Origin of the sequence: Paenibacillus sp. JCM 10914, from assembly GCF_001315105.1 — a bacterium.
In the GTDB taxonomy this organism is placed as follows: Bacteria; Bacillota; Bacilli; order Paenibacillales; family Paenibacillaceae; genus Paenibacillus_AQ.
Window position 1 is genome coordinate 37,410 of sequence record NZ_BAZR01000014.1, and the last position, 22,085, is coordinate 59,494.

General features: G+C 49.9%; 19 protein-coding genes, 1 tRNA gene and 1 other annotated feature. Of the genes, 13 read left to right on the plus strand and 7 right to left on the minus strand.

What is annotated here, in order from left to right:
- Positions 1–62 precede the first annotated feature (62 nt).
- A complete protein-coding gene (locus tag JCM10914_RS31420) occupies positions 63–785 on the minus strand; it encodes an extracellular solute-binding protein (protein ID WP_023962878.1) in 723 nt (240 codons plus the stop codon).
- Positions 786–789: 4 nt separating this feature from the next.
- Positions 790–1,416: an ABC transporter substrate-binding protein gene (locus JCM10914_RS31425; RefSeq protein ID WP_023962880.1), complete on the minus strand. Its 627-nt coding sequence runs from the start codon at positions 1,414–1,416 to the stop codon at positions 790–792.
- Between the two features lie 210 nt (positions 1,417–1,626).
- Between JCM10914_RS31425 and JCM10914_RS16155 the strand changes: the two genes are divergently transcribed.
- The 6 genes from JCM10914_RS16155 to JCM10914_RS16180 all read left to right on the plus strand — a co-directional run bounded on the left by JCM10914_RS16155 (position 1,627) and on the right by JCM10914_RS16180 (position 11,294).
- A complete protein-coding gene (locus JCM10914_RS16155) occupies positions 1,627–3,213 on the plus strand; it encodes a sensor histidine kinase (RefSeq protein WP_023962882.1) in 1,587 nt (528 codons plus the stop codon).
- 250 nt (positions 3,214–3,463) lie between these two features.
- On the plus strand, positions 3,464–5,128 hold the full coding sequence (locus JCM10914_RS16160) for a response regulator (protein WP_023962884.1): 1,665 nt from the start codon (positions 3,464–3,466) through the stop codon (positions 5,126–5,128).
- A gap of 77 nt (positions 5,129–5,205) precedes the next feature.
- Positions 5,206–6,231 (plus strand): MBL fold metallo-hydrolase, encoded by a 1,026-nt coding sequence (locus JCM10914_RS16165; RefSeq protein ID WP_023962886.1) that lies wholly within the window; start codon positions 5,206–5,208, stop codon positions 6,229–6,231.
- 274 nt (positions 6,232–6,505) lie between these two features.
- Positions 6,506–7,687, plus strand: a complete 1,182-nt coding sequence (locus JCM10914_RS16170; protein ID WP_023962891.1) for a glucose-1-phosphate adenylyltransferase — start codon at positions 6,506–6,508, stop codon at positions 7,685–7,687.
- A gap of 14 nt (positions 7,688–7,701) precedes the next feature.
- Positions 7,702–8,805 (plus strand): glucose-1-phosphate adenylyltransferase subunit GlgD, encoded by a 1,104-nt coding sequence (glgD, locus tag JCM10914_RS16175; protein WP_023962893.1) that lies wholly within the window; start codon positions 7,702–7,704, stop codon positions 8,803–8,805.
- A 44-nt stretch (positions 8,806–8,849) separates the two neighbouring features.
- Positions 8,850–11,294, plus strand: coding sequence for a glycogen/starch/alpha-glucan phosphorylase (locus JCM10914_RS16180; RefSeq protein WP_036718582.1), 2,445 nt, complete (start codon positions 8,850–8,852; stop codon positions 11,292–11,294).
- Positions 11,295–11,592: 298 nt separating this feature from the next.
- On the opposite strand, the gene JCM10914_RS16185 is transcribed toward JCM10914_RS16180, so the two are convergent.
- Complete coding sequence (locus JCM10914_RS16185; protein ID WP_023962897.1) at positions 11,593–12,156, minus strand: phosphatidylglycerophosphatase A; 564 nt, start codon at positions 12,154–12,156, stop codon at positions 11,593–11,595.
- 168 nt (positions 12,157–12,324) lie between these two features.
- Here JCM10914_RS16185 and JCM10914_RS16190 point away from each other — a divergent pair, with 168 nt between their 5' ends.
- The 3 genes from JCM10914_RS16190 to JCM10914_RS16200 all read left to right on the plus strand — a co-directional run bounded on the left by JCM10914_RS16190 (position 12,325) and on the right by JCM10914_RS16200 (position 14,887).
- Positions 12,325–13,383 carry a GerMN domain-containing protein gene (locus JCM10914_RS16190; RefSeq protein WP_023962899.1) on the plus strand — a complete coding sequence of 353 codons (1,059 nt, stop codon included), beginning with the start codon at positions 12,325–12,327 and terminating at the stop codon, positions 13,381–13,383.
- A gap of 109 nt (positions 13,384–13,492) precedes the next feature.
- On the plus strand, positions 13,493–14,251 hold the full coding sequence (rph, locus tag JCM10914_RS16195; protein WP_023962901.1) for a ribonuclease PH: 759 nt from the start codon (positions 13,493–13,495) through the stop codon (positions 14,249–14,251).
- A 3-nt stretch (positions 14,252–14,254) separates the two neighbouring features.
- Positions 14,255–14,887, plus strand: coding sequence for an XTP/dITP diphosphatase (locus JCM10914_RS16200; RefSeq protein WP_023962903.1), 633 nt, complete (start codon positions 14,255–14,257; stop codon positions 14,885–14,887).
- A gap of 51 nt (positions 14,888–14,938) precedes the next feature.
- On the opposite strand, the gene asnB is transcribed toward JCM10914_RS16200, so the two are convergent.
- Positions 14,939–16,783, minus strand: coding sequence for an asparagine synthase (glutamine-hydrolyzing) (gene asnB / locus JCM10914_RS16205; RefSeq protein ID WP_023962905.1), 1,845 nt, complete (start codon positions 16,781–16,783; stop codon positions 14,939–14,941).
- Between the two features lie 163 nt (positions 16,784–16,946).
- Here asnB and JCM10914_RS16210 point away from each other — a divergent pair, with 163 nt between their 5' ends.
- A complete protein-coding gene (locus JCM10914_RS16210; protein ID WP_023962907.1) occupies positions 16,947–17,261 on the plus strand; it encodes a hypothetical protein in 315 nt (104 codons plus the stop codon).
- A gap of 74 nt (positions 17,262–17,335) precedes the next feature.
- The gene (locus JCM10914_RS16215; RefSeq protein ID WP_023962908.1) at positions 17,336–17,701 is read left to right on the plus strand and encodes a hypothetical protein; all 366 of its coding nucleotides are present in this window, start codon (positions 17,336–17,338) and stop codon (positions 17,699–17,701) included.
- A 90-nt stretch (positions 17,702–17,791) separates the two neighbouring features.
- Here JCM10914_RS16215 and JCM10914_RS16220 read toward each other — a convergent pair whose 3' ends face one another.
- Entirely contained in the window at positions 17,792–18,088 is a 297-nt protein-coding gene (locus tag JCM10914_RS16220) for a DUF4870 domain-containing protein (RefSeq protein ID WP_023962910.1), read from the minus strand.
- A gap of 162 nt (positions 18,089–18,250) precedes the next feature.
- Here JCM10914_RS16220 and JCM10914_RS16225 point away from each other — a divergent pair.
- A tRNA-Arg gene (locus JCM10914_RS16225) sits at positions 18,251–18,324 on the plus strand.
- Between the two features lie 137 nt (positions 18,325–18,461).
- Positions 18,462–18,902: a hypothetical protein gene (locus tag JCM10914_RS16230; protein ID WP_023962912.1), complete on the plus strand. Its 441-nt coding sequence runs from the start codon at positions 18,462–18,464 to the stop codon at positions 18,900–18,902.
- Between the two features lie 73 nt (positions 18,903–18,975).
- On the opposite strand, the gene JCM10914_RS16235 is transcribed toward JCM10914_RS16230, so the two are convergent.
- Together JCM10914_RS16235 and JCM10914_RS16240 are read right to left on the minus strand one after the other, a co-directional pair.
- The gene (locus JCM10914_RS16235) at positions 18,976–20,844 is read right to left on the minus strand and encodes an arginine--tRNA ligase (RefSeq protein WP_023962914.1); all 1,869 of its coding nucleotides are present in this window, start codon (positions 20,842–20,844) and stop codon (positions 18,976–18,978) included.
- Positions 20,845–20,907: 63 nt separating this feature from the next.
- Positions 20,908–21,125, minus strand: a binding site (T-box leader).
- A gap of 55 nt (positions 21,126–21,180) precedes the next feature.
- On the minus strand, positions 21,181–21,945 hold the full coding sequence (locus JCM10914_RS16240) for a trans-aconitate 2-methyltransferase (protein WP_023962916.1): 765 nt from the start codon (positions 21,943–21,945) through the stop codon (positions 21,181–21,183).
- Between the last annotated feature and the right edge of the window lie 140 nt (positions 21,946–22,085).

Genomic DNA, 22,085 nt, shown 5'->3' on the forward strand with positions numbered 1-22,085 from the left:
AAATAGGTGTCCGTCAGTAAGCCTAACAATCAGGCTTACTGACGGACACCTCTCAAGGTTGATTATTTACCGTTTGCTTTGGCAGCTGCGGCATCGAGATCTTTCGCGAATTGATCAGGCGTGATCTTGCCTGATAACAGCTCCTGATGGATTTCCATCGATTTCTGCTTGAATTCATCACTTGAAATATCTTGAAGCGGTGTTCCGGCAGAAGATGTCATATTGGTGAATATGTCGATGAGCTGCTTCTGCAGCACCGTTTCTTCGCCGGTTAAGTATTGGTCAAACTTCTGAGCTGGTGTGCCAGCGCCGGATTGCCACACTTTCTTCGGCCAATTGTCCGGCGTAAAGAAATATTTCATGAAGGCAATCGCTTCTTCCGGATGCTTGGTGTTCTTGGAGATGGCATAGCCGCCTCCGTACCAAGCTGCAATATCGGTTTGAGCTCCTTTATCGGAAGCAGGGAAGGAGATGGCGCCTACGTTCTGGCGGAATTCCTCAGGGAAGTTCTCATCAGCGGCGAGGCTCGCTTCCCAGTTGCCCATGAAGAACATCGCTGCTTGTCCCTGGCCGAACAGATTCCGCGCCGTACCGTAATCTGCCGTTAGCCAGCCATCAGCAAACCCTTTCGCTTCTGCGAAAGCCAGCATATCGGTTGCGCCTTGGACGAGTCCCGGATCGGTAAAGGAGATTTCGCCGTTAAATGCCTTATCCATCAACGTAAAATCGCCGGTCGCGCGCTGTGCGTAGTAATCGTACATAATCGGCAGCGTCCAGCCTTCCATCCCGTTAATCGCTACAGTTGATGTTCTTGGCTCGCAGCTGTTTTACGACGTCGAGAAGTTCGGTCACCGTCGTCGGAACCTTCAGGCCATTATCGTCAAAGATCTTCTGGTTGTAATACAGCACAGCATAATCCGTATTCCGCGGCAAACCGTACTGCTTGCCGTCTTTACTGAAGCCGTCAACGGAGCCTGGAACGAATTCGCTGCCGCTAAAATCATCGGGATTCAGTTCCAGGAGCATGTCGTTGTCAAGGAGGGGGGAGAGGAATGATGGCTGTCCCCAAGCCTGGATGATATCAGGTAATTGGTTAGTAGACGCATATACCTTGATTTTGGCTTTATAAGGCTCATCCTGTAGGGCCTCAACCTCAATCTTAACATTCGGATTGTCCTGCATGTACGCATCGACGATCTCTTGCTCAATCTTACCGGGGCCGTTCGCACGATCGGCATAAGCGGTAAACATCTTCAGCGTAACAGGATCAGCGGTTTTGCTATCCTGATTCGTATCCGGGCTCGTTGGTTGAGGCGTTGTTCCATTGTCAGACGAGGTCGTCCCGCCGGAACCGCCGCAGCCGGCCAGAACGAGCGCCATGATCACGGTCAGCATCCATAATCTCATAGATTTCATGTTGATTACCCACCTTTATTCATATTTTCAGCTTGCATGATTCATCATACCGGGCAAAGGGATAGTTGCAACATGCCGAAAATTTCAGATGGATGTATTCATTTTTCAGTTGTTGCATGGCGACGTCACCTTTTCCGGAAGCAATCCGCTATAATAACATTAATTCCAATATTTCACTTATCTCTATTGAAAACAGGTGATGACTCCAGGATGCTAACCCCGCAATTTAAGCAGTGGTATACCGGCATGCCGATTCGCTTTAAGCTCCTATTCTGGTTCGTTCCGTTGCTGATGGCGACGATCGTGGCTATGGGTTGGATTGCATATGGGATCGCCTCGAACGAAGTCATGGACAAGATGACCCAGACGCAGAATCAGCTAACCCAAAAAACAGCGGACCAGATCGATAGCGTAGCGAGGGAAATGCTGTTCTTCTCGAATAACTTGTTTTTGGACGATGAGATTCAGCGTTTACTGGAATCGGATTACCAGCCGGCAGAGCGGCAGAAGGCGTTCAAGACCATATCCAACATGATGGTGGCCAGCGATTCGATACAATCCATGATCCTATATACGCTTAAGCCGGGCTATGAGCACTTGGAACCGTTTGCAACGAATCAAGCCGGCATAACGAGCGCCATGACCTTGTCTCACTTTATGGAGGGCCCTTACTATCAAGCAGCGCTTGAGGCGAAGGGGAGTCCCGTGTATGGCTTGGTTAGGCCTACGGACGGTATCTTTGTCGGAGACCATTACCATAAGATCGTGCTATCCCGCGTCATCGGCAATATCTATAATTTGAAGCCGGCAGGACTGATCATGATTGGCGTAGATGCTGCACGTATTGGCAGATTATATCTGGGTCAAGGCCAGTCTTCGTCACAGACCGAGATGTATGTCATTAGTCAGGACGGGCTTATTATTACGGCGACGAACCAGAGCTGGATTGGCAAATATGATGTTGAGCTGCCGTACAACACCATGGAAGCGGAGCCTGCGCTTATGTCGACCGATGATCGTTTGAAGCTGTGGAAAGAGTCGCCGAATTGGATTATTACGCAGGTCGTCTCACCGAGTACAGGCTGGCATGTGGTCGTTGTGAGCACGAGAGAGAAGCTGGTGAGCGAGCTCGGGCGAATCGGGCAATTAACCGCCTGGGTGGCGGTTCTCTGCTTTCTGATCAGTCTTTGTATAACTTGGCTGTTATCGAATATGATTACGAAACCGCTGATGAAGCTGTCCCGCTCGATGCGCAAGCTTCAGACTGGGGACTTTACGCAGCGCGTCCATTTTACCGGGCAGGATGAGATAGGAGAGCTCGGAGCGGGATATAATGCCATGGTCAGAAGAGTCAAAGCTTTGATAGACGATGTTTATGCAACGCAGCTTAAGCAGAAGGAAGCCGAGCTCAAGACGCTGCAGGCACAGATTTCGCCGCACTTTTTATATAACACGCTAAATACGATCAGTTGGTCGGCCGAGAAGAAGGGAGAGAAGGATATCGCCGATATGGTCTATTCCCTGGCCCAGGTATTCCGGTTGAGCTTGAATGACGGCAAGGACTTCTTCTCGATTGAACGGGAAATGGAGCTCGTACGTAATTATTTGTTCTTGCAAAAGAGTCGCTTTATGAACCGGTTCGACTTCTCCATCGAGATCGACGAAGAAGTTCGATCAGCGATGATTCCCAAGCTTATTGTACAGCCTCTGGCGGAGAACGCAATCATACACGGCATAGAACCGCTCGATGGGAACGGGTTCATCACGATAAGGCGTATGCCAGGGACGGCAGCGTGATCCTGGAAGTACTCGATAACGGCATTGGGATGTCGGAATCGCAGCTGCAGCGGTTAACCGAAAGGCTGCAGCGAGTAGAGAACCGCAGCTTGAAGTTAGCGATACGGAGCGGCGTTCCGGATTCGCCCTGCTCAACATTCAGGATCGGTTGCGGCTGTTTCAAGGGGAGGCTTATCTGGAATTGGACAGCAAGGAAGGTAAGGGTACTTGTGCGGTTATACACCTGGACAGAAAGAAGGATTGAATAAAGATGAAATTATTGATTGCAGAGGATGAGACGGCTGTCAGAGAGGGAATGGTCCACCTGATCGATTGGGAATCCCATGGCATCGAAATATGCGGGGAAGCCGGAAATGGCAGTGAAGCGCTCGCACTTATGGAGAGCTGTCGTCCCGATATTCTATTGACAGATATACGGATGCCTTACATGGATGGACTGGAGTTGATTGAACAGGCGAAGTCCAAGGGGCTAACCTTCCGCTCGATTATTCTTAGCGGGTATAACGAGTTCAGCTACGCCAAGCAAGCCATACGACTCGGAGCTGCCGATTTCATATTGAAGCCGTGCCGGCCGGAGGAGATTCTACGCACCGTGCTTGAAGCCAAGCAAGCAGCTGAGACGCAGGAAGCTAGTGAATCCAGGCGGAAAGCGCGTGATCTGTCGTGGAATCGCAACATTCCACTCATGAAGAATCAGGTCCTTCTGCAATGGGTTAAATACTCTGCTGTACCGCTGGAGGAGCGGGGACAGGTCATACGAGAATTATCCATGGATATTCATGATGTCGGGGCACAGGTCGGTTTAGTTCGTGTGGACACGTCAAGAATTCCGCTTGTGGAGCGAGATGTGGTTCTACTGCGATATGCGGCCACTAATATTGTGAAGGAAACGCTCGATCATGTATACGCAGGTCGAATCGAAGTATTTCAGGACGGGAGTGACTTGCTGTGGGTAGCGAGTCTGCCGGGGCATGTAAAGGCAGTTCCGTCTGGTAAAGCGATGTTATCGGCTCCGCGTCAGATCAAGTTGGAGCCGCATATCCGTTTATTGCAGCGGAATCTGGAGAAGTATCTCAAGATGACGGTCAGCATCGCGCTCGGTTCGTGGAAGCCGTTGATTGATCAGGTGAACGAATCGTATCAGGAATCGGTGCAGGCGATGGAATCGCGTTTTTTTCAGGGAAAAGGGGGCGTATTCTTCTATTCGGAGCAGGGCCAGAAGGAGAATGCAACGCTATCCAGCAGCAATGATACGTCGATACTGGATAACGAAGGCTTTGAACAGAGTGAGCAGAAGATGCTGGAGCATCTAAGGCATGGTCATTTCGAACACGCGCTGGACGAATTGGAGATCTGGCTGTCATTGTTCAAATCACAATTCCATTATAGCAAGCAGGAGGTCAACCTCAGGGCAACCACGTTCTTGATCCGTATTCAGGAGATCGCGAAGGAGCATCGCATCGGTGCGTTTGAGTGGAAGAACGAGTTAGTGAATTCGATGGAGCAGCTTCCGCAGGTGGAGACATTGGAAGAACTGGCGACCATCGTCAAGAAGATGATGCAGCATCTTGTCGAAGCATGTTCATCTAACCGGACACTGCATCGGACCGTGCAATCTGTGCTGGAGCTCATCAAGGAGAGGTACAATACCAACCTTACTCTGGAGGCCGTAGCTAGGGAGGCTTATATATCCAACACCTATTTGAGCTCTTTGTTCAAGCAGGAGCTCGGTGTTAATTTTCTGGATTATCTACACCAATACCGGATCGAGAAGTCCAAGGAACTACTGCGTCAGGATCTGAAGATCTATGCGGTCGCTCGTCTGGTGGGATATCAGGAGGAGCGGCACTTTAGTTCAACGTTCAAGAAATGGACCGGCATCACTCCTTCCCAATTCAAATCAACGATTCATTAACGAACCGTGAAGCTATACATAGTAAGCTTTCCAGCTTATGATGGAGACAGTCACATCAGAGATGGAGGTTTCATCATATGAACAAGGATCAAGGGCAGGAGCATACTCCGGCTATCGATGATATAAAAGAGCATCAGTTGCCCCAGGTGAAGATTACGCTGGCGAATCCGTTACGCTGGGTCAACAGCTATATATTGCGCGGCGAAGACGGCGTTACCATTATCGATCCCGGTCCTCGGACGGATTCATCCGAGCAGGAATGGATGAACGCATTGGAGAAGCTAGCCATCCGCTTTGACGATATAGCATCCATCGTGCTAACGCACCATCATCCGGATCATTATGGACTGGCCGGTTGGTTCCAGGAGCGCTCGGGCTGCCAGGTTTGGATGTCGGCGCGTGCCCATCAGGAAGCGGAACTCATGTGGGGAGAGTCCTCTTCCATGGACGCAGACCTGCCGGATCTCTTCCGCCGGCATGGCATGCCAGAGGTTTGGCTGCAGCGCTTGAGCGAGCATCTGAATAGCTTCTTTCCACAAGTCACGCCGCAACCGGCCATATCGATCATACATGATGATTTGCCGTTTCGGATGGGCAATCGGATCTGGCTGCCGGTTCAGACGGCGGGCCATGCGCCCGGCCATTTATCCTTCTATCATGCAGACAGCGGTGTTCTTCTATGCGGCGATGCCGTATTACCGCAAATCTCACCCAACGTCAGCCTGCTCCCCGGCAGCGATTCTGACCCGCTAGCCTTATTCTTGGCAGGACTAAGTCGCCTGCGTGAGCTCGATGTTCGAGTGGCTTATCCCGGCCATCGCCATCCGTTCACGCATTTCCGGGATCGGATCGACGCCCTGCTTCTGCATCACGAGGAGCGCTTGCACGATATCGCAGGCATGCTGCAATTGACCGGCGGACTCAATGCTTTCGAAGTCTGCCTTGCCCTCTTCGGTGATAAACTGGGCATTCATCAGCTACGCTTCGCGATGTGCGAGGCGCTTGCGCATCTGGTCGAACTCGTAGATCGCGGCTTGGCGGAACTAGGTGAGAATGACAACGCCACGCTCTATTTTTCTGTACGTCAATCACCCGTTTCCTGATATAATTGAATCAGTTAGCAACCGTCTGCTTTACGCTCCCCATGACCATGCGTAGAAAGGACGGTTTTTTGTTTATAAGTAAGAGAGCGACGCATGTAATACCCATTCCGATTCACTCCGTACATTCGAATGACGCGTACCGGCAGCAACGAGTATGTTCCTCACACAAGACTTCTTGGGCAGTTTTCAACAGAATCATTTCACATTCCTTTTTGTGCAGTACGTAATTCATGTAGTATGCAGTCCCAAACATACGATATGAGGAGAGGCTGTCATGATGAAAAAAGAAGTAGTGGCGATGTTGCTCGCAGGAGGACAAGGCAAACGATTGAAGGGCTTGACGAAGACGCTCGCCAAGCCAGCCGTTTATTTCGGGGGAACATATCGGATTATTGATTTTCCCCTTAGCAATTGCTCTCATTCCGGCATGGATACCGTTGGCGTGCTGACGCAATACGAGCCGCTCGTGCTGCATTCGTATATCGGCGTAGGCAGTGATTGGGATATGGATCGCCTGAACGGGGGCGTGTTTGTGCTACCTCCGCATGAACGGGAGGACGGCACAACCTGGTATAGGGGAACGGCCGATGCGATATTTCGTAATCTGAAATTCATCGACCAGTACGATCCGGAGCATGTGTTAATTTTGTCAGGCGACCATATTTACAAGATGGATTACGATCGGATGCTCGCCTATCATAAAGAGAAAAATGCCGATTGCACGATATCGGTTATCGAGGTGTCATTGGAAGAAGCGACAAGGTTCGGGATGGTGAACACCGATGAGGCGTACCGAATCCATGAATTCGAGGAAAAACCGTCCCATCCCAAGAGCACAACGGCATCGATGGGGGTCTACCTCTTTCGCTGGAAGCAACTTCGTTCTTATCTGCTGCATAATGCGGAGCAGCCCGATACGAGCCACGATTTCGGTAAGGACATTCTTCCTCGCATGCTGGAGGAGAATAAGACGTTATACGCATATCCGTTTGACGGATACTGGAAGGACGTCGGCACGATTCAGAGCCTGTGGGAAGCGAACATGGATTTGCTGAGCGAACAGCCGAAGCTGGATCTGAACGACCCGCATTGGCGGATCTATACCCGTAACCCCAATCAACCGGCACAATATATTTCACCGACAGGGGTTATCAGAAACAGCATGATTAATGAGGGGTGCTCCGTGTATGGCGAGGTGGCGCATTCCGTTCTATTCTATGGCGTCGAGGTTGGTGAAGGAAGCGTGATTACGGATTCCGTCATTATGCCTAAGGTAAGAATCGGTAGAAATGTCCGCATCCATCGTGCGATCGTGACGGAGGACATGGTGATCCCGGACGGTACGCATATCGGTAATCCGAAGGAGCATGAATCCGAAATCGAGCTTGTCAGTGGCAAGGAGGAGGAGATGCTGAATTTACTGCAATCATCCTCCGCTTCTATAAATCAGGGTTAGGACGGGAGGCTGCGATGAGGGATCTAATGGGCATTATTAACTTGGAACATGAGCGCGATGTGCTGAATGAATTGACGTATTTCCGATGTGGAGCCGCCGTGCCCTTTGCCGGGCGCTATCGGCTGATTGATTTTGTCATGTCCAACATGATGCATGCCGGCATTCAGGATATTGCACTCTTTGTACGCAGGAAATACCGATCGCTGATGGATCATCTGGGAGAAGGTCGGCCCTGGGATATGCATCGCAAACGAGGAGGACTCTTCATCCTCCCGCCCGACTGGAATGATGATACGGATGTGTCCTCTGGCGAGCTCCGGCATATTTATAATAATCTGGACTTTTTTGAACGCGGCCCTGCCCGCTATGTCGTCTACTCCGGCAGTCAACACATCAGTACGGTGGATCTCAAGGAAGTCTATGATTATCATCTGGAGCAGGGCGCGGACGTTACGCTTGTATACACAAAAATCACCCCCTTAAAGGATGAGCATCGTTCCTGCACCCGATTGGATGTGAATGAAGACGGCATGGTGACAGATATCCATTATGAGCAGAACCATGGCGGTATCTATATGGAACTGTTCGTGATGGAGAAGTCATTGTTCCTCGAAATGGCCGATCATTGCATTGCGCATGGCGGAAGCCATTTCTTCCGGGACGGGATCATGCAGAATCGTCATAAGCTCAACATCGCGGGGTACGAGTACCAAGGATATCATGCCGTGATCAACTCCGTTGAAAGCTATTATCGTACCAGTATGAATCTGCTGAATCCACAAACATACAACAGCTTATTCCGTAATCAGACGGTTCATACGAAGATCAAGTACGAGGTGCCGGCCAAATATCTGAATTCGGCGGATGTCTGCAATGCGCTGGTAGCCAACGGATGCCATATTGACGGTGAAGTGAAGAACAGCATTCTGTTTCGCGGCGTTCAAGTGAAGCGGGGGGCAAGCATTCATAATTCGATTATTATGCAAAAATGCGTAATTGGTGAGAACGTGAGGCTGGAGAACGTCATTCTCGATAAAGACGTGATCATCTCCCGCGATCATAAACTCCAGGGCGATTTTCGCAAACCGTTCGTTATCGCCAAGGATATCTCGATTTAATAGCGCCGGACTGCATGATAACGTTTGTCAGGAGGAACATGCTATTGTTCAACAACAAGGATACATTCAAGCAGATTTTTACAGAACAATTGGTGAGTCGGTTAGGCAAAGGGCTAGAGGAAGCCACAGAAGGAGATGTGTATAAAATCCTCGGTGGCATGATTAGGGAATACGTGGGCAAGGAGTGGGCCTCGACTAATCGAACGTATCGCGAGCGTGGAGAGAAGCAAGTTTACTATTTCTCGCTTGAATTTCTGGTTGGTCGCTTGATGGGCAATAATTTGCTTAATCTAGGCGTGTTGGATACGGTAAGTACCGGACTGCAGGAGCTAGGCTGGTCCATGGAGGCGATTGAAGAGCAGGAACCGGATGCGGGTCTTGGCAATGGAGGACTCGGGCGTCTGGCGGCCTGTTTCCTCGATTCTCTCGCATCGCTGGGTTATGCCGGACACGGATGTGGAATCCGCTATAAATACGGACTGTTCGAGCAGAAAATCATCGACGGATACCAGGTTGAATTACCGGATAACTGGCTCCAGAAGGGCAACGTCTGGGAGGAACGACGAGCTGATAAGGCTGTGGAGGTCAGCTTCTGGGGAGATGTTGAGATAGGACAACGGGACGGGCGAACCGTATTTGATACGATCAACGCAGAACGAATTCTTGCGGTACCTTATGATCTTCCCGTCATTGGATTCGGTGAAGGGCAAGTCAACACCCTTCGATTATGGAGCGCCGAATCACTCGGAGATTTATCCAGGATCCGCGCCCCGCATCAGCAAGGAGGTTACCAGCCGTTCCTGGAATACAACCGCTCGGTAGAGTCGATCTCGGAATTTCTGTATCCCGATGATTCGGCGTATGAAGGGAAGTTGCTGCGACTGAAGCAGCAGTATTTTCTCTGCTCGGCGGGACTGCAGAGCATTCTCCGAACCTATGCCAAGTTAGGCATATCTTTCAAGTTACTGCCGGAGCATGTAGCCCTGCATATCAATGACACCCATCCAACGCTGGTCATTCCGGAATTGATGCGTATCCTGATTGATGACCATAGTTTCGGTTGGGATGAAGCGTGGGATATTACTAACCGTACGGTCTCCTATACGAACCATACTTTGCTGAGCGAGGCGTTGGAGAAATGGCCGGTCGGTATGGTGCGGGAGCTGTTGCCGCGGATCTACATGATCATCGAGGAGATTAACAAACGCTTCTGTGGCATGTTATTGAAACGTTATCCGAATGATGTTGAACGTATTTCGGAATTGGCGATCATCGAGAGTGATCAGATCCGGATGGCCAATCTGGCGATCGTGGGCAGCTACCATGTCAATGGAGTTGCGGCGCTGCATACCGAACTGCTGCAGACCCAGGTCATGAAGCCGCATTATGAGTTATATCCTGAACGATTCAGCAATAAAACCAACGGCATTACCCATCGCCGCTGGCTTATGCACAGTAATCCCGAACTGTCTCGTCTTATCATCGAGACCATTGGCACCACCTGGATGAATGAGCCGGAGCGGCTACATGAGTTACTTTCATATAAACATGACCGTTCGTTCCAAGAACAGGTGGAACAGATCAAACGAAATAACAAAGTGCGGCTAGCTGATTATATTAAGCAGAAACAGGGGATTCCCGTGAACCCGGATTCTATCTTTGATGTCCATGTGAAACGGCTGCATGGGTATAAGCGGCAGCTGTTGAACATTCTTCGCGTCATCGATGTATACCATGAGATCAAAGATAACCCGGAGTCGGAGTTTATACCGAGAACCGTCATCTTTGGAGCCAAAGCAGCGCCTGGATACTACTTGGCCAAAAGTATCATCAAGCTGATCAATGTGGTTGCAGAGGTCGTGAATCAAGACCCGCAGGTGCGGGATAAACTGAGAGTGGTCTTCTTGGAGAACTATTCGGTATCCCTAGCGGAGAAGATTATCCCGGCCGCTGATGTCAGCGAACAGATATCAACGGCAGGCAAGGAGGCCTCGGGTACGGGCAACATGAAGTTTATGATGAACGGGGCTTTAACGATCGGTACGCTGGACGGCGCCAACGTCGAGATGTACGAATGGTTAGGCAACGAGAATATGTTTCTATTCGGGCTTCGATCTGAAGATGTAATAAGGTACTACCGAACGGGCGAATATATTTCCCGTGAGCTGTATGAGCAGGATTCACGGATTAAGCGTGTACTGAATCAGCTTCGGTCCCCAGGTCCATTCTGCTGTCATGAGCAAGAGTTTGGCCAGATTTTGCAGTCGCTCTTGGATTATAATGATGAATTCTTCGTTCTGAAGGACTTCGCCAGCTATGCAGCGACCCAGCGGAAGATTGATGAGGCGTATTCCAATCGGCGATCCTGGACGGAGAAGTCGATTGTGAATATCGCATGTTCGGGGCATTTCTCCAGTGATAATACGATTCGGCGTTATGCGACGGACATTTGGAAGGTTGCACCCGTCCATGCTAGCGTCTGCAGATGAAGCCATACGATATAGACACAAAGAACCCCGCCATAAGTATGGCGGGGTTTTCCATAGGTGCTCTACTTGGAAGGTTCTTCAAGATAGGATATGATGCAAGATCGTAGAATGACTAGATTGTTCTACGGGTGCAATTACTATTTTTAAGCCCTTTTTTTCATAGAACAGGACCAGACTTACATTTATAGAAGGAACTTGTCTGGGTTTGTTGTAATCGGGGGTTTCGAGTATTTCATGGCCTATGACTCTACGAAAAAGGGAGCACTCGTGAAACGACGAGTCTCCCTATCGTGGTAGGCTATTCTTTGGGCAGCTCTTCGGTTGAGCCGTATAATTCAATCTCTCGTTCCGCCTGCTTACGATGGGCGATACGACTGCTGGCTGCAGCTGCGACGGCTCCGACGATATCGTCCAGGAAGGTATGCACCTTGCCGCTGTTTTTATCGTTTAATCGCTCGAGCACACCCGGCTTGAGCTTATCGATATAACCATAGTTGGTGAAGCCGATGCTTCCGTACACATTGACAATGGAAAAAGCCAACACTTCGTCCACGCCATATAATCCTTCGTCGTTGGCAAGCATCTCTTGAAGCGGTGGATCGAGTTTGCCCTGCTCTGCGAGTATGTCCAATTGGATGCCGGTCAACACCGCATTCTGCACTTCTCGCTTGCTGAGTACCGCGTCCACGTTATGGATGCATTCTTCCATCGTTAGGCTCGGATAATATTTCTTCTGCAGGATCATCACCAGTTCCGCAATCTCCTCGAGTGTAATGCCGCGTTCATGTAGAAGCCGGCGGGTGGCGTCCGCTACTTGTTTGCTGTTCAGACTGTAAGGGTTGCTTGAATCCATGGCTGCCATGATGGAACTCACCTCATTTTCTGTAGGTTAATAATGCTGCATACGAAGATTGTACTTTTTTCGCGCCCCCTTTGTCCAGAAACGGCAAAGTCGGGGTTATTTTTTTGTATGGGGCTCGTATACATAGTAGTACAACCTGTAATAAAAAATGTTAGGGAGGAACAATACATGAATCGTAATCAACGTAATCTTCGCAGGCTTTCGGTTGCCGGGCTGCTTGCTGTTCCGATTATTGTGTCCGGCTGCGGAGCGTTCGGAGGAAAGCAATCGGAGGCGATTGACCCGCCGCCTGCGCAAGTGGAGAAACAAATGTTGAACACAGCAGGTTCAACGGCCGTGCAAGGTGATATCGGTGCACAAGCAACGGTATTCCTGACGGACGCCAAAGGCATGCTGGCACCCGTCACGCTGGGCATTCCGAAAGTGGATGGAGCGAATGGACTGAAGGAATCGCTCGAGGTACTGGTGGATGGCGGTCGATATGCCGGCTATGTACCGCAAGGATTTAAAGGCGTGCTGCCTGCCGGCACACAGATCAATGATGTTACGCTGGATGCAGAGAACAAGCTGGCGGTTGTTGAATTTAATACATCGTTTACACAGTACCAAGCGGCTGATGAGCGCAAAATACTGGAAGCCTTAACTTGGACCCTAACCGGCCATGACGGAGTTGAACAGGTACAAGTGTGGGTGGATGGCGCCAAATTGAACGAGATGCCGGTGAATCATACGCCGCTTGACAGATCGCTCACGCGGGCAATGGGCATTAACTTGCAGAAGGCTGACGATGCTGTATATACTGCCTCTTCACCGGTCACAGTCTATTTCTCGGCAATGACGACAGGTGGAATCCAGTATTATGTGCCAGTAACAAGACTTGTTCCGACAGGTCAAGAAGCCGTGCAAGCAGCCCTGAATGAACTGATTCGCGGGCCTCAATATGGTGACGGGCTTGTTGAAGTCATTCCGGATGATACGGTCGTCACATCCATTGAAACGGACGAGGATGGAGCCGTAACGGTATCGCTCCAAGACAGTATGTTCCAGCAAGGCGATCAGATTCCGCTGGAACTGCTGCAGGCTGTCGTATTGACGGTATCGGAAAATGCGAACGACGCGAAAGTGAAAATTCGCATGAACGATTTAGCGGAAGTTATGGGCAGCGACAGCCGTAATTATAGCGAACCGGTCAGCCGTCCGGAGATTATTAACGAAATTTCGATCTAATGATGGGTAAACTTCAATCGTTTTGTTCAAAAGGTGATTTTGTGCCTACACTTTGGTAGAATAGGGAATGCTAATCAGGATTTGCGATAAGAAGTAGGAGGCAGAAAACATGAGATCTAACGGACGGAAGAGCGATGAGCTACGCCCGATGAATTTATCGACCCATGTGAATAAATATGCGGAAGGCTCCGTGTACATCGAGATGGGAGACACCAAAGTGCTGATTACAGCGACGGTGGACGAGAAAGTCCCCCCATTTCTGAAAGGACAAGGTAAGGGCTGGGTGACGGCGGAATATTCAATGCTGCCTCGCGCAACTCAATCCCGGAATCAACGGGAGGCCAATCGTGGTAAATTAAGCGGCCGGACGATGGAAATTCAGCGGCTCATTGGTAGAGCGCTCAGGTCTGTTGTCAATCTGCATGCACTTGGCGAACGAACCATTACGGTGGACTGTGATGTCATTCAAGCCGATGGCGGAACGCGCACAACCTCGATCACAGGGGCGTTTGTGGCGTTGGCGATCGCCGTTAACAAAATTGTAGAGCAGCACAAACTGCCTGTATTCCCTATTACAGATTATCTGGCATCGATAAGTGTCGGTATTGCCGGCGGACAGGGCCTGCTGGATCTGAATTATGAAGAGGATTCCAAAGCGAAAGTTGATATGAATTTGGTGATGACAGGCACCGGGAAATTTGTTGAGGTCCAGGGGACCGGAGAAGAAAGTCCGTTCTCTCGCGAAGAGCTGGATCAAATTCTTGAGCTTGGGGAGAAAGGGATTCGGGAGCTCATCGAGCGCCAACAGGAAGCCCTTGGTCCGATTGCCGCCAAGATTGGTTCGGTTAACGCCAACTCCGGGGTTTAACATATGACACTCGCACTAGGAGATACACTAATTGTTGCTACCCGCAATCAGGGGAAAGTGAAGGAATTTGCGCATGCCTTTGCTGCGTTGGGTACTACGGTGAAGAGCATGTACGATTACCCCGACCTGCCTGATGTCGTTGAGGATGGAGTAACCTTTGCCGAGAATGCTTATAAAAAAGCCAAAGTGGTTGGAGATGCTCTCGGATTGCCTGTGCTAGCAGACGATTCCGGTCTGAGCGTCGATGCCTTGGACGGTGAACCCGGCGTGTATTCAGCCCGGTATGCGGGCGAGCACGGCGCGGATGAGGATAATAATGACAAGCTGCTCAGCGAGTTGGAGAAGCTAAGGCTCGGTGAAGATACCGAGCAGCCGCTGCTGAGCCCGGCACGTTTCATATGTGCGCTGGTGTTATACGATCCGGCTTCCGGCAAGAAACTCGAAACCGAAGGCACGGTGGAGGGCTGGATAACCTCAGATCCAGCCGGATGCGGCGGGTTCGGTTATGACCCACTATTCTATCTGCCCAGCTACGAGAAGACAATGGCGGAGCTGACACTCGAAGAGAAGCAGCAGATCAGCCATCGAGGCGATGCCTTGAGACAGCTCGTAGCGAAGCTGCACGCCTCTTCTTGAACCAATTAGAAGCCATACCGGCTATTCCCGGTATGGCTTCTTTTTGCGCGTTTAGCGAATCGTTACGTTATATTCTTTGAGCCAGAAGTGAACTTGTGCCAAGTAAGCAAACAGCTGAGGTCCCGACATTAACTGACCGAACCAAGGCAGGTTCGTTGATGCGTCTGGCGAAGAAGCAAGCTCGCGAATGCGTTTTGTATCGATTAACGGCAGAAGCGGGGATGATTTATCATCCAGAATGCTCAGCACTTGTGCTTTGACGGCCGCCAGGTAGTTCGGATTATGCGTTTTGGGATACGGGCTTTTTTTACGGTACAGCACATCATCCGGCAGCACACCTTCCAGCGCTTTGCGGAGGATTCCTTTTTCGCGGTCGCCGGTCGTCTTGATGTTCCATGGTATATTCCATACATAATCAATCAGGCGATGATCCGTATAAGGGACCCGGACCTCTAATCCAACCCCCATGCTCATCCGGTCTTTGCGGTCCAGCAGGGTCGGCATGAAGCGGGTGATGTTGAGATAGGACATGACTCTCATCTTGGCCTGTTGACCGGTTTCTCCATCCAACTTCGGCACCTCGGCCACGGCGTCGGCGTAGCGGTCGCCCAAATATTCCAGCGGTTTGATCCAGTCCCGAATTTCAGCGGACAGTAAGCCTGCCCGCATATCCGGGGCGACCGACCATGGGAATGTACCAGAGTTCAGCATTTCCTCCCGATGGAACCACGGATACCCGCCGAAGATTTCATCGGCAGCCTCTCCGGATATCGCGACGGTCGCTCCTTTTTTAATCTCATGACAGAATAATAGCAGGGAGGCGTCGACATCGGCCATTCCAGGTAAATCACGCTTTTGTGTTGAGACATCCAGCGCCTCTACTAGTTCCGGCGTATCAAATTCGATCCAATGATGGGCTGTTCCCAATTCCTCATGCATTCGTTTGATCCACGGCGCGTCGGCTCCAGGCTGGAACGAGTGTGATTGAAAATGCTTATTGTTGTCCACATAATCCACGGAATACGTATGCACTTGTCCTTGGCCCGTCCGCTTGTAGTATTCAACGGCAAGGGAAGAGAGGGCGCTGGAGTCAAGTCCTCCGGATAACAAGGAGCAGACGGGTACGTCCGATACGAGCTGTCGTTCGACGGTATCCTGCAGCAGTTCTCGCAGATGGCTGGCTGTCGCATTCACATCATCCTCATGAGGCTTGCTTTCCAGCTTCCAATATGTGTATTTACGTAAGCCTTCGCGGTTAAAGATCATGGACATGCCTGGGCGAAGCTCGGAGATGTCCCGGTATACCCCGTGTCCCGGTGTGCGCGCGGGTCCAATGATAAACACTTCGGCAAGCCCCTCAGCACCAACGACAGGCTCTACCTTCGGATGCTGCAGCAGAGCTTTCGGCTCGGAGCCGAAAATGAGCGTTCCGTCGATGTAACTATAGAACAGTGGCTTTACCCCCACGCGATCTCGTGCCAAAAACACCTGCTCGCGCACGCTGTCCCATATGGCGAAAGCAAATATGCCGTTCAATCGTTCCAGGCACTCAGGTCCCCATTCGATATAGGAGACCAACAATACCTCGGTGTCGCATTTCGTTTGAAACCGATGGCCTCTTTTTACTAATTCGTCTTTAAGTTCCGCAGCATTATATAATTCCCCGTTATATACAATGGCATATACATCCTCTTCCTGATGAAGGATCATCGGTTGAGCTCCATTCTCGGGGTCAATTACACTGAGCCTTCGGTGACCGAATGCGCACGGGTTGGAAATCCAGGTGCCGGATCCGTCAGGTCCGCGGTGAGCTAAACTTTCTGTCATTTTTACCAGCAACTGCGAATCCTGCGTCAAATCGCCGCTCCATTGTATAAAACCGGTTATTCCGCACATGACGGTTCATCCTCTCTTTGTCTTTGTCATACGCTGTCCCATCTTTTTTTCTCCTACGTCGCCAAAGTGATACAGATATATGCCGAAGGAAGGCATAAAATGTCTGTCCTTTTACGAAAACTAAGAAAGAGGGCGAATTTCAAAGTAAAGGAGAGAAGCGTCCATGGAGAAATCAACTTACTACGTCTCGGTACAAAGCCATTCGGTGATGAATGAGCAGGGGCAAAGTTCTTACGAATGGGAGATCGAGGCGACGCCGGAAGAGGCCGATCAGGTTCGGCTTGAGCTTGACATGATGCAGGAGAAGGACGAGGAAGCGACTGGGTATATGTTTCCTTGGCCGGATACACCAGAAATCAGCTCCAATGCATCCTTTCAGTCTTCTGTGGACAAGGTATATCGGACGATCTATGAGCTTGGCACGCCAGAAACCAGACGGCAAATGGAGGACATGAGATTATTATCGAACTTGTCCTAAGCTAATGGAAGCATGCAATATCAATCAGGATGTGCGAAATGAAATGCAGCGCATCCCAAGAAGGAGAATGATGGATGTACGCGATTCGAGACGCAAAAATCAGACGCATTACCGAAATGAATGGCGTTCCCTGCGCAGAGGTTGAGGTATACCCTGTTGCCGAAGGGGAGAATGCCGTGTTGGCCTATTTAACACCTTCGTTGCCATTAGGCGGATATGAACTTGTCAAAGTCGTCCGGAGCAGCGCCAGCATGGAGGTGGATTGGTTCGATAACAGCATGCACGATGCTTTTGTGGATGCCACAGACGAAGCTTTTGAGAGTAACGCATATTCGACGGCCGAGGATGAGCGCGACGCTTTTAAGCAGCAATTGCTCTCGACAGGGCAGTTATATGAGCAATTGAACCAGCGACTCAGCGAAGGAACTCAATATTTCTAGAATCAACAGACAAAAAGAGATCTGTCCGATTGCTTTCGGCAGATCTCTTCTGCATTGTAGACGAAACGTGGTCAATGCCCGGACACTAGACTAGTATGCAGGTTCCCGCAATACTTGAATACCGAGAATGACGTTATACACAAAGGCTCCGAAGTAGATGACCCCGAACAGAATCAGATAGCCAATCACGGAGCCGAATGAGCCGGAGGTAACGGCCATGTAGATTAAAGGAATCGCCGCGATGACGGGAAAGATATGGGAGAATAAAGCGCGACGAGCATGCTTGGCGATATAGGCGTCCGGAGTGAGAATCCACACGATGACGGGTAACAAGAACGGCGCGAAAAAGATGCTGAAATAAGATAAAGAGGATAAAAACTGCCTCATTTGGATTCACGCTCCTTTAATTTCGTTCATGATATACATATTACCCAGATCGATGTTGGCTATTCTGCGACACCGATCATGAGTACAAAAAAAGTTCTTTGAATTTCGCTCACTATGCGGTATAATATATTTCGTTACTGTTTTTAATTTTTATACATATTTGTCCCAGTAGCTCAGCTGGATAGAGCAACGGCCTTCTAAGCCGTCGGTCAGGGGTTCGAATCCCTTCTGGGACGTAAACAAAAAAGACACCGTTGTTGACGGTGTCTTTTTTGCGTCCACGAGGATGTAAATAATTCTGACTTCAACATCATTTCACATTATAATAGAAGAAAAAAATATGTTCCTATTATATATTGAGGAGGCATCACGTATGCAACTGACTAAAATCTCGCAAAATACCGCCATTTTATTGGAGCATGCCCAAGCATCAGGGCTTACTTCCGCCGAGCTCTTGGAGGCTGTTCGTTCAGGAGAGATCGATAGATTCCAGGTTGCACAGAACGGTCATTTTCGCTATGAAGACCTGTTCACCTACGCGGAAGAGCATGGGGAAGATCTGGAGCAGGCCGTAAGCGAAGGATACCAGATCACGTTTAATACCCGCAATGGTCTGAAAATATGGCTGGAGGAGGCATTTCAGATCCGTTCGGAATCCGACTTTGTGGTGGGAGAGGGAATTATCGAAGGCTTAATCCTGCAGAGGGATCAACTGGCTCGTCTGAAGGAAGCGCTGGCCGTCAATTGGACGCTGCAGGAAGAGCCGATCGCTGCTGGCATTCAGGTTAAGTTGTCTGTCAGAGGACTGCAATAAAAAGAACAACAGCCACCTTTCCTTATTTGTGAAGAATGAGGAGGGGTGGCTGATTTATTTACACCGAGAATGATTACATTCGGCTTGGAGTTGGGAGACCAAGAACGTTCAAAGCTTCGCCGAGCGTTCTCTTGAATAAAGAAGTGAGCCATACACGGAACTGAAGCACTTCAGGCTGTGCTTTTAATATCGGACATGCCGCATAGAAATTATTGAACAATGAACACAACTCGTACGTGAAATTGCAGATCGTGCTCGGTGAGAGCTCACGTCCCGCCGTATGCAAGGTGTCTTGCCAAGTGCTGATATGGCGCAGGAGCGCATGCTCGGCATTCTCGAGCGTAGGGAATGCTGCAGGTATGCTGACAGCCTGGGTGCCTGCATCCTGTGCTTTATTAAGAACGCTGAGTGCTCTTGCATATGAATAGAGGAGATAGACCCCCGTATTGCCGGAAATCTCGGTAGCTTGTTTCAGATCAAACACAACCTCGGTTTGCAGGGCAAACCGCAGCAGGTAGTAGCGAATAGCGGCGGCTGCGATCTCGCGGCTGGACAGACCGTTCTTATCGGAACGGGTCTGTTCAATCACGTTCTCGACTTGCTGGAGCAGCTCTGTGATTTTGATGCCGATCCCTTGGCGGCCGGACATGGCATAAGAGGCTTTACCGTCGGAAATATCGATGCCTAGATCAGCGGCTGCTGACGGGCTTAGCGATACGACGCCGTAACTGACATGCCGGAGCTTATCGGCTTCCTTGGTAAACCCTAGACTCTGAAGCGCCTGCTTGACCATCATCTGCGGATATTGTTGTCTGTAATCAATGACGTTGATAACCATGTCGGTACGGCCGAAGTTGCGGGCTTCCCCGTTCGTGCTGGTCGTCCACACATTATCCGTGAATCGTTTATATACAAAATCATTCGCAAGCACGCCATATTTCCATAAATGATAGGCGATGTCTTTCGCCGTATAGGTGAGAATGCCGTTGGAACGTACAAGAACTTTATCGGCGCTATGATCCGACTCGGTATCTTCCACCGTTTCTTCTTGTTCGGTTTGCTTAAGCACCCAGCAGCCAGCAAGCTTACCTTCGGTTTCTAGTTGGAACAAGGACGTTTTCTTCAGCAACTCAAAGGCGGAGTCCCAGAAACCCTCTCTCACAATGTTGCTCTCCCATACCAACAGATCGTAATCAATGCCAAATTGCTTCATTTCCTCAAGGTGCTCTTTAGCGATTCTTTCTGCTACAAGCAAGCCGATCCAGGCCAGATTCTGATTACCTTCTTCCAGCGCATGCAGAACCTCTGTCCGATGCGCCACAAGCGCGGGATCTTGAACGTACGCCCGGTTCGTACTGGAATATACATCCCAGCAGTAATCCCCGAAGCGACCATGTTCCGTGGTAGTGGGGGTGTGCAGCAAGCCAACGACCGTATCCGCCAATTGATTACCAAGATCATCGATGTAATTATGGACTTCAACCTCGTGACCCAGCGTTCTCATGAGTCTGACCAGCGTATCCCCAATGCAGGAGTTTCTCAAATGGCCGATATGGGCCGATTTGTTCGGGTTAATCGAGGTATGCTCGATGACTACCTTTTTTCCTGGGGCAGAGGGAAGTGTGAACGTGTGGGTTGCCCAAACGCTCCAGTTGATGCGCAGATTAATAAATCCAGGTGGGACAACCTCAATACTGGATATCAAGCTGACAAATGAAGCATCTTCCGCAAGTTGCCCCTTGATGAGCTCTGCAATCTGAAGGGGGGCTTTGCGAAGGATTTTGGCTAACTGCATGGCGATGTTCGTTGCATAGTCGCCATGTTCCAGACTGGCGGGCTGCTCGATCCGCACGGGAATGGAAGCAGGCAAAGTCGTGTCATAAGAAATACACACGCTATGCACAGCTTTTTCTAGATGATGAATGATCAATTGACTTAACACGGTAAATCCTCCCTTAATCTCTGTTTCATTTACAAAAAAGAATACAAAAAAGCCCCCATCTCATAAAGAGACGAGGACTTGAACTCGCGGTACCACTCTTGTTGCTGAAACTTTGGTTTCAGCCACCTTAACACGATAACGGTGTGAGCCGGGGCTTCCTACGCTGGATTTCGGAAGACCATCTCCTGGGTCCGTTTCACGGCCGACCTTGTACCGGTTCTCACTTGTTCCGGCTCGCTTGGACTAAGGTCTGCAGCTACTCTCCCATTCAAAGAAAATGAACATATCGGTTTTTAACCATTATAATCAACTCACTTAGAAAATCAACCTAAACTTCTAAAGCTTTTCCGCCACGATCCGCAGTCGTTTATAATCAGCGTAATAACTGTCCTCATTCCAGAGCGTGGATTTGGTGATATCGCTGATGCTATTGATGGCATCCTCTTTCTGTTGTTCAGTAAATCCATCGAAGAAATGATCGCCAAAATGCAGCAGCCAAATTCGAATGCCGTCCGCTCCTCCGGATAGCCGGGTCGGACGATCGAAATGATAGGCCATTCTCACTCGAAACCCGTGCGCTTCGAGCAGCGATGCATACTCGCCTATACTGGGATAGTACCATGGATTCCGGGTGGCAGCGTCGATACCATGCGAATCTAAGAGGACCAATCGAATAGCGTGGTAGATACCCTCTACATTTCCTTTACCACCGAATTCAGCAACCAATCGGCCGCCGGGCTTTAAGGCAGCGTGCACCGAGCGTATGACGCCTTCAGCATTCCGCATCCAGTGTAGGGCTGCGTTAGAGAAGACCGCATCATACTGCGTTGCCGTTGTGAAATTTTGTCCATCTTCGGGTATAAACGTTAGGGAGGGATATTTGGCTGCAGCACTTTCGATCATCTCATGGGATGCATCCATTCCGGTTACGCGTGCTCCGGAAGCTGAAATCTCATACGCCAAGTCGCCCGTTCCACATCCAAGGTCAAGTATATGTTCGCCGGGCTTGGGAGCCAGCCATTCGATGAGTCCTTTACCATAACCTGAAACGAAGGATAACTGCTGATCGTAAGCTTGCGGCTTCCATGTTTGTTCTGACAAGTCTGGGAGCACTCCTTTCATACAACAAATATTGGATTTAACGTATGGTTATTGTTACACGGCTTTCTTTATATGTAAAATATATAAATTCTATTAAATTAATAGGAATCACCAATAAGTTCATGCGGAAAACAGCTTCT